Origin of the sequence: Kitasatospora sp. NPDC051914 (assembly GCF_040680995.1) — a bacterium.
In the GTDB taxonomy this organism is placed as follows: Bacteria; Actinomycetota; Actinomycetes; order Streptomycetales; family Streptomycetaceae; genus Kitasatospora.
Window position 1 is genome coordinate 16883 of the sequence record NZ_JBFAXX010000084.1, and the last position, 11682, is coordinate 28564.

General features: G+C 71.0%; 10 protein-coding genes. 2 read left to right on the forward strand and 8 right to left on the reverse strand.

What is annotated here, in order from left to right; all coding sequences use genetic code 11:
• Positions 1–11: 11 nt before the first annotated feature.
• Positions 12–632, forward strand: coding sequence for a DUF47 family protein (locus AB0M03_RS35395; RefSeq protein ID WP_363499639.1), 621 nt, complete (start codon positions 12–14; stop codon positions 630–632).
• Between the two features lie 5 nt (positions 633–637).
• Positions 638–1633, forward strand: a complete 996-nt coding sequence (locus AB0M03_RS35400) for an inorganic phosphate transporter (RefSeq protein ID WP_363499641.1) — start codon at positions 638–640, stop codon at positions 1631–1633.
• A gap of 143 nt (positions 1634–1776) precedes the next feature.
• Here AB0M03_RS35400 and pstB read toward each other — a convergent pair whose 3' ends face one another.
• The 8 genes from pstB to mshD all read right to left on the reverse strand — a co-directional run bounded on the left by pstB (position 1777) and on the right by mshD (position 11545).
• On the reverse strand, positions 1777–2553 hold the full coding sequence (gene pstB / locus AB0M03_RS35405) for a phosphate ABC transporter ATP-binding protein PstB (RefSeq protein WP_363499643.1): 777 nt from the start codon (positions 2551–2553) through the stop codon (positions 1777–1779).
• Positions 2554–2590: 37 nt separating this feature from the next.
• Positions 2591–3625 carry a phosphate ABC transporter permease PstA gene (gene pstA / locus AB0M03_RS35410; protein ID WP_363499658.1) on the reverse strand — a complete coding sequence of 345 codons (1035 nt, stop codon included), beginning with the start codon at positions 3623–3625 and terminating at the stop codon, positions 2591–2593.
• Positions 3626–3660: 35 nt separating this feature from the next.
• Entirely contained in the window at positions 3661–4644 is a 984-nt protein-coding gene (gene pstC / locus AB0M03_RS35415; protein WP_363499645.1) for a phosphate ABC transporter permease subunit PstC, read from the reverse strand.
• Positions 4645–4789: 145 nt separating this feature from the next.
• The gene (gene pstS, locus AB0M03_RS35420) at positions 4790–5926 is read right to left on the reverse strand and encodes a phosphate ABC transporter substrate-binding protein PstS (protein WP_363499647.1); all 1137 of its coding nucleotides are present in this window, start codon (positions 5924–5926) and stop codon (positions 4790–4792) included.
• Positions 5927–6222: 296 nt separating this feature from the next.
• Positions 6223–6768: an NUDIX hydrolase gene (locus AB0M03_RS35425; protein ID WP_363499649.1), complete on the reverse strand. Its 546-nt coding sequence runs from the start codon at positions 6766–6768 to the stop codon at positions 6223–6225.
• Positions 6753–7811 carry a CHAD domain-containing protein gene (locus AB0M03_RS35430; protein ID WP_363499650.1) on the reverse strand — a complete coding sequence of 353 codons (1059 nt, stop codon included), beginning with the start codon at positions 7809–7811 and terminating at the stop codon, positions 6753–6755. The genes AB0M03_RS35425 and AB0M03_RS35430 overlap by 16 nt, the downstream gene beginning before the upstream one ends.
• A gap of 98 nt (positions 7812–7909) precedes the next feature.
• Positions 7910–10303, reverse strand: coding sequence for an RNA degradosome polyphosphate kinase (locus AB0M03_RS35435; RefSeq protein ID WP_363499652.1), 2394 nt, complete (start codon positions 10301–10303; stop codon positions 7910–7912).
• A 264-nt stretch (positions 10304–10567) separates the two neighbouring features.
• A complete protein-coding gene (mshD, locus tag AB0M03_RS35440) occupies positions 10568–11545 on the reverse strand; it encodes a mycothiol synthase (protein WP_363499654.1) in 978 nt (325 codons plus the stop codon).
• Positions 11546–11682 lie beyond the last annotated feature (137 nt).

Sequence of the window (11682 nt, forward strand, 5' to 3'; positions counted from 1 at the left end):
CGGAGATTTCCGTGCGTTTTAGCCTGACCCCGAAGGAGACGAGCTTCTACGACATGTTCGCCGCTGCAGCGGAGAACCTCGTCGTCGGGTCGAAGCTCCTGCTGGAACTGCTGGGATCAGACGTGTCGGCCCGCGCGGAGATCGTCGAGCGCATGCGCGCCGCCGAGCACGCCGGCGACGACACCACCCATGCGATCTTCCACCAGCTGAACTCCTCCTTCATCACGCCCTTCGACCGCGAGGACATCTACAGCCTCGCAGGCTCGCTGGACGACATCATGGACTTCATGGAGGAGGCCGTCGACCTGGTCGTCCTCTACGACATCGAGACGCTGCCGAAGGGCGTGGAGCAGCAGATCGAGGTGCTGGCCCGGGCGGCCGAGCTGACCGCCGAGGCGATGCCCAACCTGCGCTCGATGCAGAACCTCACCGAGTACTGGATCGAGGTCAACCGGCTGGAGAACCAGGCCGACCAGATCCACCGCAAGCTGCTGGCGCACCTCTTCTCCGGCCAGTACGACGCGATCGAGGTGCTCAAGCTGAAGCAGGTCGTCGACGTCCTGGAAGAGGCGGCCGACGCGTTCGAGCACGTGGCGAACACGGTGGAGACCATCGCGGTCAAGGAGTCCTGACCTCCGTGGACACGGCAGCACTGATCGCCGTCATCGGCGTGGCCTTCTTCTTCACCTACACCAACGGCTTCCACGACTCCGCGAACGCGATCGCCACCTCGGTCTCGACCCGGGCGCTGACCCCCCGGGCGGCACTGGCGATGGCCGCGGTCATGAACCTCGCCGGCGCCTTCCTCGGTTCGGGGGTGGCGCACACGGTGTCCAGCGGCATCATCGAGACGCCCTCCGGCAGCCAGGGCATGGCGATCCTGTTCGCCGCGCTGGTCGGCGCGATCACCTGGAACCTGGTCACCTGGTACTTCGGCCTCCCCTCGTCCTCCTCGCACGCGCTGTTCGGCGGCCTGGTGGGTGCGGCGCTGGCGGGCGGCACCGAGGTGATCTGGAGCGGCGTCGTCGACAAGATCATCATTCCGATGGTGGTCTCGCCGGTGGTCGGCCTGATCGGCGGCTTCCTGGTGATGCTGGGCATCCTGTGGATCTTCCGCCGGGCCAACCCGCACCGCGCCAAGCGCAACTTCCGGGTCGCGCAGACCGCCTCGGCCGCCGCCATGGCGCTGGCGCACGGTCTGCAGGACGCCCAGAAGACCATGGGCATCGTGGTGATGGCGCTCACCATCTCGGGGCACCAGAGCACCAGCGACATCCCGATCTGGGTGAAGATCTCCTGCGCGACGATGCTGTCGCTGGGCACCTACGCGGGCGGTTGGCGGATCATGCGGACGCTCGGCCGCAAGATCATCGAACTGGACCCGCCGCAGGGCTTCGCCGCCGAGAGCACGGCGTCGACCGTCATGTACATCACCTCGTTCGTCTACGCGGCGCCGATCTCCACCACCCACGTGATCACCTCGGCGATCATGGGTGTGGGTGCCACCAAGCGGATCCGCGCGGTGCGCTGGGGCGTGGCCAAGAACATCGTGCTCGGCTGGTTCATCACCATGCCGGCGGCCGCCCTGGTGGCCGCTGCGATGTACGGCGTCGTGGACCTGCTGTTCCTCTGACGCGCAGGCCGCGCGCAGGACCCGCCCCGACAAGGGTGCAGGGCCCGCCCCCACATCACGGGGGCGGGCCCTGCGTACTTCGCGGCGGCACCGCCATGCAGCGCCGCGAAGTGCTCGGTGGGGCTCCGGGGAGCCCGGGCCGGTCAGCCGAAGCGGCCGGAGATGTAGTCCTCGGTCGCCTGGACGGACGGGTTGGAGAAGATCCGCTGGGTGTCGTCCAGCTCGATCAGCTTGCCCGGCTGGCCGACGCCGGCCAGGTTGAAGAAGGCGGTGCGGTCGGAGACGCGGGCCGCCTGCTGCATGTTGTGGGTGACGATCACGATGGTGTACTGCGACTTCAGCTCGCCGATCAGGTCCTCGATGGCGAGGGTGGAGATCGGGTCGAGGGCCGAGCAGGGCTCGTCCATCAGCAGGACCTGGGGCTCGACCGCGATGGCGCGGGCGATGCAGAGGCGCTGCTGCTGGCCGCCGGAGAGGCCGGCGCCCGGCTTGTTCAGCCGGTCCTTGACCTCGTTCCAGAGGTTGGCGCCCTTGAGGGACTTCTCGACGACGCCGTCCAGCACGTTCTTCTTCCGGACGCCCGCCAGCTTGAGGCCGGCCACGACGTTGTCGTAGATGGACATGGTCGGGAAGGGGTTCGGCCGCTGGAAGACCATGCCGATCGAGCGGCGGACGGCGACCGGGTCGATGTTGCTCGCGTACAGGTTCTCGTCGTCCAGCATCACCTTGCCCTCGACGCGGGCGCCGGGGATGACCTCGTGCATCCGGTTGAGGGTGCGCAGGAAGGTGGACTTGCCGCAGCCGGACGGACCGATGAAGGCCGTCACGGAGCGGGGTTCGATGGTCATCGAGATGTCCTCGATGGCGCGGGTGGCTCCGTAGTAGGCGGACAGTCCGCTGACGTCGATGCGCTTGGCCATGATCTTTCGTCTTCTCTCGTCTCGTACGTCAGTCGGGTCAGTGTCCGCCCTTGGGCGAGCGCCAGCGGGCGATGCCCCGCGCGACGAGGTTGAGCCCCATCACGAAGAAGATCAGCACCAGCGCGGCACCCCAGGCACGGGCGTAGCCGAAGTCGTTGTTGACCATCGAGTACTGCTGCCAGATGTACAGCGGCAGCGACTGCTGCGGTCCGTTGAACGGGTCGTTGTTGATCGCGTCCGCGCCGAACACCAGCATCATCACCGGGGCGGTCTCGCCCGTGATGCGGGCGACGGCCAGCATCACGCCGGTGGTGATGCCGCCGATCGCGGTCGGCAGCACGATCCGCAGGATGGTCTTCCACTTGGGCACGCCGAGGGCGTACGAGGCCTCCCGCAGCTCGTTCGGGACCAGCTTGAGCATCTCCTCGGTGGAGCGGACGACGACCGGCATCATCAGGATGGCCAGTGCGAGGCTGCCGGAGAAACCCGAGTAGTCGAACCCGAGCATGATGTTCCAGAGCGAGAGGATGAACAGACCGGCGACGATCGACGGGACACCCGTCATCACGTCGACGAAGAAGGTGACCCACTTGGCGAGCGTGCCGCGGCCGTACTCCACCAGGTAGACGGCGGTCATCAGGCCGACGGGAGCGGCCATCAGGGTGGCCAGCAGGACCTGCTCCAGGGTGCCGATCAGCGCGTGGTAGATGCCGCCGCCCGGGCCGGAGGAGATCACGTTCTTCATGGAGTGCGTCAGGAAGTCCGCGTCGAGCACCTCCAGACCCTGCTGGACGGTGTAGATCGTCAGCGCGGCCAGCGGCACGACGGCCAGGATGAAGGCGACCCAGACCACGGAGGTGGCCAGCCGGTCCTTCGCCTGGCGGCGGCCCTCGACGCGGGCGGAGAGCCCGTAGCTCAGCACCACGAAGAGCGCTGCGGCGATCAGGCCCCACTGGATGTGGCTGGCGAGCCCGGCGCCGGCGCCGATGGCGCAGCCGAGGCCGGTGGCGAGGACGGCGACGCCGGCCGGGGCCCACTTGGGGAGCCGGGCGGTGGTCAGGTCGCGGCGCATCTGCGGAGCCGCGTCGGCGACGGTGGTTGCGGCGCTCATGCGTTGGCCCCCGAGTACTCCTTGCGGCGCGCGATGATCAGTCGGGCGGCGCCGTTCACCAGCAGGGTGATGACGAAGAGGACCAGGCCGGAAGCCATCAGGGCGTCGCGGCCGAACGGCTGGGCCTCGTTGAACTTGAGCGCGATGTTCTGCGCGAAGGTGCCGCCGCCGGGGTCGAGGACGTGCAGCGACAGGATGCTGTTGGCGGAGAGCACGATCGCCACCGCGATGGTCTCGCCGAGGGCGCGGCCGAGGCCGAGCATCGAGGCGGAGATGATGCCGGGCCGGCCGAACGGCAGGACGGCGGTGCGGACCATCTCCCAGCGGGTGGCGCCGAGGGCGAGGGCCGCCTCCTCGTGCATCCGCGGGACCTGCCGGAAGACCTCGCGGGAGACCGCGGTGATGATCGGCAGGACCATGATCGCCAGCAGGATGCCGACGGTGAACAGGTTGCGCGGGGTGACGCCGGCCTGGGTCTGGTCGAAGACGAAGGTCCAGCCGAGGTACTGGTCCATCCAGGCGGTCAGGCCGTCCATGTGCGGGACCAGGAAGAGCACGCCCCACAGGCCGTAGACGATGCTGGGGACGGCCGCGAGCAGGTCGACCAGGTAGGCGAAGGGCTGCGCGATGCGGCGCGGCGCGTAGTGCGAGATGAACAGGGCGATGCCGACCGCGACCGGTACGGCGATCACCATGGCGATCAGCGCGCTGACGATGGTGCCGAAGGTCAGGACGGCGATGCCGAAGACCGGCTCGGGGGCGTCCGGGTTCCACTCGAAGGTGGTGAGGAAGTTGCCTTCGTTCTTGGACAGCGCGATGCCCGAGCGGTAGGCGAGGAAGCCTGCGATGGCGGCCATGATGACCAGCAGGAGGATGCCCGACCCTCGGGAGAGGTTGAAGAAGATGCTGTCGCCGAGCCGGCTGTCGCTCCGGCTGCGGAGGGCCCTGCCTCGTGAGGCGGCAGGGGGTGCTGTAGTCATGATCTTTTACTCCGGTCTGACGGTGCTGCCCCCGTGGGGGACGGCACCTGGCGGCGGTGCCCCGGACGTGTGGTGCGTTGCGGTGGTGCTCCCGGCGGGGCGGCCCGTCCCCCCTTTGAGGGCCGCCCCGCCGGTGGTGCGGGGATCAGGCCAGGGTCGGGATGACGGCCTGAACCTTCGAGCTCAGCTCCTTCGGCAGCGGGACGTAGCCCTTGGCGCCGATGGCCTGCTGGCCGGCGTCGCTGATCGTGTAGGTGAGGAAGGACTTCAGGGTGTCGAGGCTCTCGGCCTTGTTGCCCTTGTCGCAGACGATCTCGTAGGTGACCAGGACGATCGGGTAGGCGCCCTCGTCCTTGGTCGCGTAGTCGAGGCTCAGCGCCAGGTCGCTGCCGGTGCCGGCGATCTTCGCCTTGGCGAAGGTGGTGGCGGCGTTCTCGGCGGTCGCGTCGACCGGCTTGGAGGCGCCGGTGTTGATGGCGGCGCTCTTCAGGCTGTTGGTCTGGGCGTAGGAGAGCTCGACGTAGCTGATCGAGTTCTTGACCTGCTTGACCTGCGCGGAGACGCCGGCCGAGCCGTTGGCGGACTGGCCGCCCTTGCCCGCCCAGGTCTTGCTGGCCGGGTAGGTCCAGGCGCCGCCGGAGGCCTTGGCCAGGTAGCCGGTCAGGTTGGCGGTGGTGCCGGAGTCGTCCGAGCGGTGGATGGCCTGGATCGGCGCGTCCGGCAGGGTGACGCCGGAGTTGAGGGCGGCGATCGCCGGGTCGTTCCACTTGGTGATCTGCGAGTCGAAGATCTTGGCGATCGTCGGGCCGTCGAGGACGAGCTTGTCGACGCCGTCGACGTTGAAGACGATCGAGATCAGGCCGCCGACCATCGGCAGGTTGACGCCCTGGCCACCGGTGCAGACCGCCTTGGAGGCGTCGACCTCGGCGGGCTTGAGGGCGGAGTCGGAGCCGGCGAAGGCGACCTTGCCCTGGTTGAACTGCTGCACGCCGGCGCCGGAGCCGCCGCCGCCGTAGGTGATGGTGGAGCCGGAGCAGGCGGAGCCGTAGGCGGCCTTCCAGACGTCGATCGCGTTGGTCTGGGCGGTCGAGCCCGCACCCAGCAGCTGGCCGCCCTTGCCGCAGGCGATCTGGGCCGCGGGGGCCGCGCCGGAGGCCGCGGCGCTGCTGCCGGTGCTGCTGGTCGAGTTGTCGTCCGTACCGCAGGCCGCGAGCGACAGCGAGCCGACGAGCGCCATGGCACCGATGGCGAGGGCCTTGGAGCCGTTCCGCTGGAGCTTCACTGGGATGTCCCTTTCTGAGGCATAGCCGACGCCCTGGCGAGCTCATCGATGGCTCGATCGGCGCGGGTTTTGCTGTGGTCCGGGGCCCGTTCGGCCCTCCGGTGGTCCCGAAGGTAGGCGCGGCAGGTGACGCGTCAGGCGGTCGCAAATGAACGAAAGGTGAACCTCGAACGGACGACAGGAAACCGGGTCCGGTAGTAACGGTTGCGTCACGGTGAGGGCGCGGTGAGATCACCCCCGGCACCGCGCTGACCTGCACGGGAGCACCCCGGCGGAACCCCGGGGAGGGCGCTCGGTCAGCCCTGTGCGCCGCGCGGCAGGGCGAGCAGCGCGTCCACCAGCGCCCGGTCCCGGACATGGGTGAGACGGGCCTTCGCCTTCTTCGGGGGCAGCCATTCCAGCCGGTCGACCTCGCGTCCGGGCGTGAACGAACCGACGACCGGCGAGGCCGCCCAGTAGCGGACCTCCTTGGGCCGTCCCTCGACCAGGTAGTGCTGGGTGGGCAGCTCCGGGCCGAGCACGCAGCGCATCCCGGTCTCCTCGTACAGCTCCCGCAGGGCGGCCGTCCGCCAGCCCTCGCCCGGGTCGAGCTTCCCCTTGGGCAGGCTCCAGTCGTCGTACTTGGGCCGGTGGATCACCGCGATCCGCGGCTTCTTCAGCCCGCCGTTCTTCTTGGGCGGCCCGGGCACCCACAGCACGCCGCCGGCCGCGAGGATCGTCGGCCCGTAGCCCGGCACGGCCTTCCGCGCGACCGTGCGGGCGCCGGCCCGGCCCCGCACGGGACGGCGGACGTGGAAGGGGTTGGCAGCGCGCTGCTGCGCTGCGGTCAGGCGGTCGCCCATTCGTGCCATCCGTGGTGCGGGAGCTTCGGCCACTGGTGGCCGAAGGCGTACCGGGCCGCCTCCACCTCCAGTCGTTGATCAGCATGCACCACACCGAGCACGTACGCGGTCGCCGGCGTGATCCTCGGGGTTCGCGCCGCGGTCGAGGCGGTGGCGGCGGCGTCGGAGGCGTCCCGGTGCCGGTCCAGAACGGCGTCCAGCCCGTCCAGCTCGGCGGTGGGCACCTGGCACACCTCCAGCGCGTAGCGGGCCCGCTTCACCAGCACCCGCACCCGGTGCCAGGGCTCGTCGTCCGCCGCGAGCAGGGAATCGGCGTCCGCCGCGGCCGGCGCCGGCCCGCTGCGCGCCGCGGGCACCGACGACAGCCGGTGCAGGCCGTCCCCGCCGTACGGCTGGACGGCCCTGGCCAGCGGCAGCTGCTCGGCCCCGGCGGCCAGCGCACCGAGCGCCGCGGACGCCTGCGGCAGCAGCGCGCTGCCCTCCTGCCCGGCGGTCCCGGCGAGCAGCGGGACCTCCCCGGTCAGCAGGGTCATCCGGTCGGCCAGCGCGTGCAGCCTGGCCGTCCGCAGCTGCTGCAGCAGCGAGGTGTGGGCCCGGGTGCGGGCCAGGGTGAGCTGGCGCTCCAGCAGCGCGCGGGCCTTGGGTGCGCCCGCGTGCCCGGACAGCATGCCGGGGGTCTCGGAGGCGGCGTCGCTGAGCGAGTCCAGGGCGGCCAGCAGCCGGGCCGAGCGGCGCCGGTAGCCGGGTTCGCGGCCGAGCAGGTCGAGCAGCCAGGCCAGCTCGGTCCGCAGCTCGCCGGCCCAGCCGGGTTCGAAGGCCGCCGCATAGGTGTGCAGGGCACCGCCGATCCGCCGGACGGCGCGCAGGAGGTCGTCCGCGCCCGCCGCCGAGGCCGGGAGCGAGCCCGGTCTCGATCCGGCCTCGCCCACCGCCTGCGGCAGCGCGCGCAGGAACGCGCCGGCCTGGGCGGTGAGGTAGCCGGAGAGGACTTCCCCCGCGGATGCGCTCGGCGCCGCCGGGGCCGTCATCGGCGAATCGGTCATGGCAAGGACTCCCCCATGTGGTCGTCCCGGGCCCGCCCCCGCGGCCGCCGGCCCGGCCACCGCCGGACCGGGAGCGCGGGCGGCGGCCCGGGCAGTGGTCAGCGGCCCGCGGACGTGTTCCGGTGGCGCTTGCGCGAGGCGATCAGCAGGTCCTGGACGTGCCGCAGCGGCTTGCCCTCGGCGTCGGCCGAATGGCGCGTCCAGCTCCCGTCCGCCCCGAGGTGCCAGGACTCCGTCTCGTCGGAGACGCCGAGGTCGAGCAGGCCGGACAGCTCGGCCCGGTGCGCCGGGTCGGAGACCCGCACCAGCGCCTCGATCCGGCGGTCCAGGTTGCGGTGCATCATGTCGGCGCTGCCGAACCACACCTCGGGCTCGCCGCCGTTGCCGAACACGAAGATCCGCGAGTGCTCCAGGAACCGGCCCAGCACGCTGCGGACCCGGACGTTCTCGCTCAGCCCGGCGACGCCGGGGCGGATCGCGCAGATGCCGCGCACCCACACGTCCACCGGCACCCCGGCCTGCGAAGCCCGGTACAGCGCGTCGATCAGCACCTCGTCGACGATCGAGTTGACCTTGATCTTCACGTACGCCGGCCGGCCCGCCCGGTGGTGCGCGATCTCCCCGTGGATGCGCGAGACCAGGCCGTCCCGCAGGCCGCGCGGCGCGGTCAGCAGACGCCGGTACGACTCGCGGCGCGAGTAGCCGGACAGCCGGTTGAAGAGGTCCGAGAGGTCCGCGCCGACCTGCGGGTCGGCGGTGAGCAGACCGAGGTCCTCGTACAGCCGGGCGGTCTTCGGGTGGTAGTTGCCGGTGCCGACGTGGGCGTACCGGCGGAGCGTCTCGCCCTCCTGGCGCACCACCAGCGACAGCTTGCAGTGCGTCTTGAGGCCGATCAGGCCGTAGACGACGTGGCAGCCGGACTCCTCCAGCTTGCGGGCCCACTTGATGTTGGCCTGCTCGTCGAAGCGCGCCTTGATCTCGACCAGGACGAGCACCTGCTTGCCGGACTCGGCCGCGTCGATCAGCGCGTCGACGATCGGCGAGTCGCCGGAGGTGCGGTACAGCGTCTGCTTGATCGCGAGCACGTGCGGGTCGGCGGCCGCCTGCTCCAGGAAGGCCTGCACCGAGGTCGAGAAGCTGTCGTACGGGTGCTGCAGCAGCACGTCCCGCTCGCGCATCGCGGCGAAGATGTCGGGCTGGGAGGCCGACTCGACGTCGGTCAGCCCGCGGGCGGTGCCGGCGACGAACTTCGGGTACTTCAGCTCCGGCCGGTCGAGGTCCGCGATGCCGAACAGCCCGGTGAGGTCGAGCGGGCCGGGCAGCGGGAAGACCTCGGCCTCGCTGACGTTCAGCTCGCGCACCAGCAGGTCGAGGATGTAGGGGTCGATCGACTCCTCGACCTCCAGGCGGACCGGCGGGCCGAAGCGCCGCCGCATCAGCTCCTTCTCGAGCGCCTTCAGGATGTTCTCGGCGTCGTCCTCCTCGACCTCCAGGTCCTCGTTGCGGGTGACCCGGAAGGCGTGGTGGGCGAGGACCTCCATGCCGGGGAACAGCTCCTCCAGGTGTGCCCCCATGACGTCCTCCAGCGGCACGTACCGCTGGGGCGAGGCCTCCAGGAACCGGGAGAGCGACTGCGGCACCTTCACCCGGGCGAAGTGCTTGTGCCCGGACACCGGGTTGCGCACCACCACGGCCAGGTTGAGGCTCAGTCCGGAGATGTAGGGGAACGGGTGCGCGGGGTCGACGGCCAGCGGGGTGAGCACGGGGAAGATCTGCTGCCGGAAGAGCGTGTGCAGCCGGGCCTGCTCCTTGTCCTCGAGCTCCGGCCAGCGCACCACCTCGATGCCCTCGGCGGCCAGGTCCGGCAGCACCTCGTGCTGGAAGGAGGCCGCATGGCGGGCCATCAGCTCGCGCGAACGCCGCCAGATCAGGTCCAGCACCTCGCGCGGCTGCAGCCCGGAAGCACTGCGGGTGGCGACGCCGGTCGCGATCCGGCGCTTCAGACCGGCCACCCGGACCATGAAGAACTCGTCGAGGTTGCTGGCGAAGATCGCCAGGAACTTGGCGCGCTCGAGCAGTGGTATGTCCGGGTCCTCCGCCAGCTCCAGCACCCGCTCGTTGAACGCGAGCCAGCTCCGCTCGCGGTCCAGGAAGCGGCCCTCGGGCAGGGCGCCGAACTCGGTCTCGATGTCCGCCAGCGCGGAGTGCACGCCGCCGGTGGAGGTGGCGGCGGCCGCCGAGCGGGGCGTGCGGACGACCGCCGGCTCGTCGTTGAGCGGCAGGCCGAGCGCGTTCGAGATGACGCTCGGCAGCGTGGACGGCGGAGCCGGGGATGCGGAGCGGGCCGCCGCGGCCTGCGGCTTCCCGTCGGCGACGGCCGCACGGCCGGCCTTGGGGACCCGCGTGCGGCCCTTGGCCGCCTTGGAGCCCGTGCCGGAGGCGGCACCGGAGGCCGCACCAGACGAAGCGGAGACGGGGCCAGGGATGGTCATCGGTGCCAGCTCCTCCTGCAGGGCGAAGTCCCGGGCGCACGTACCGCGGCCGTCAGCCGTTTTCACGGCGGCGTACGTGTGTGCGACGTACGCAGCGTCCTCGTCCCGCCACTCCAGCGCCCACCCACCGGGGGCGACCGGATGGAACGGCGCCGGCCGGTGGGCCGAACGGGGACGAGGCACTACGGGCGTCATCCTGTGATCTTCGCGGCGTCAATTGAATCCACGGTAAACACCGCATGGCCAGGAGGAAAGCTGAGTCGGTCACCCCCGTGGGACGGGCCCGCCCGGCACCTCCGCCACCTGGACGCGGTACATCAGGTCCACCTCGTGGATGGTGAATCCCAATCGTTCATATACCCGCACCGCAGCCGGATTGTCAGCGTCCACATAGAGCAGTACGGCCGGCACCCCGCGGTCGCGCACCAGGTGCCGCAGTCCGGCCGCGGTGAGTGCCCGGCCCAGCCCGCTGCCCTGCTCGCCGGGGGCCACGCCGACCACGTACACCTCGCCGAGGCCGTCGGGGTGGACCTTCGTCCAGTGGAAGCCGACCAGGTCCTTCCCGCGGGTGGCCAGGAAGAAGCCCGCCGGGTCGAACCACGGCTCCGCGAGCCGGTCCGCGAGGTCGGCCTCCGTCCAGGCGCCCTGCTCCGGGTGGTGGGCGAAGGCCAGTGCGTTCAGCCGCAGCCACGCCGCGTCGTCCTCACCGGGCCTGAAGGTGCGGAGCTCCACCCCCTCCGGCAGCACCGGCTCCGGCACCTCACCGGCGGGCCGGCGCATCTGCCGCAGCTCGCGGACGAGCTTCGCCCCGTACCGCTCGGCCAACCGGGTCGACCCCGGGTGGCCGCCGTGCGCCCAGAAGTCGATCCCGGGCAGGGTCTCGCCGTCCGGCACCAGCTGCGGAGCCGTGGACAGCACTGCATCGGCCAGGCGACCGCCGAGCCCCTGGCGCCGCACCTCCGGGTGAACGGCCAGCTCCGCGGTCGCCGGCGTGCCGTCGCCCGGCACCTCGAGCTGCGCGTACCCGGCGGGGCGGCCGCCGAGCGTCTGCAGTACGTGCCGGACCCCGGGCCGCTCCGACGCCTCGCGCAGCCTCAGCCGGCCCGCCTCCGAGACCGCCTCCCGGCCGTCGTCGACGGCGGCCGCCGTCAGAACGGCCCGCGCGATCCGAAGATCCTCGGCCGACAGCTCGGACGTGACACGGATGCTCTCGCCTGCCGGCGACGTAGTCGTGGTCTCCATACCGCGACCCTACGTCGCACATACTCGGCTTCCGGAGGAAACCCGGAAATGCGAGAAGCCCCCTCCCGAAGGGGAGGGGGCTTCTCTGAATGATTGTTCGGCGGCGTCCTACTCTCCCACAGGGTCCCCCCTGCAGT

Bases quoted from the DNA above. Each gene is read 5' to 3' on its own strand.
- AB0M03_RS35430 (WP_363499650.1), bottom strand. From the start codon at position 7,811: ATGACCGATTCGCCGATGACGGCCCCGGCGGCGCCGAGCGCATCCGCG.
- mshD (WP_363499654.1), bottom strand. From the start codon at position 11,545: ATGGAGACCACGACTACGTCGCCGGCAGGCGAGAGCATCCGTGTCACG.
- AB0M03_RS35435 (WP_363499652.1), bottom strand. From the start codon at position 10,303: ATGACCATCCCTGGCCCCGTCTCCGCTTCGTCTGGTGCGGCCTCCGGT.
- pstC (WP_363499645.1), bottom strand. From the start codon at position 4,644: ATGACTACAGCACCCCCTGCCGCCTCACGAGGCAGGGCCCTCCGCAGC.
- pstB (WP_363499643.1), bottom strand. From the start codon at position 2,553: ATGGCCAAGCGCATCGACGTCAGCGGACTGTCCGCCTACTACGGAGCC.
- pstA (WP_363499658.1), bottom strand. From the start codon at position 3,625: ATGCGCCGCGACCTGACCACCGCCCGGCTCCCCAAGTGGGCCCCGGCC.
- AB0M03_RS35425 (WP_363499649.1), bottom strand. From the start codon at position 6,768: ATGGGCGACCGCCTGACCGCAGCGCAGCAGCGCGCTGCCAACCCCTTC.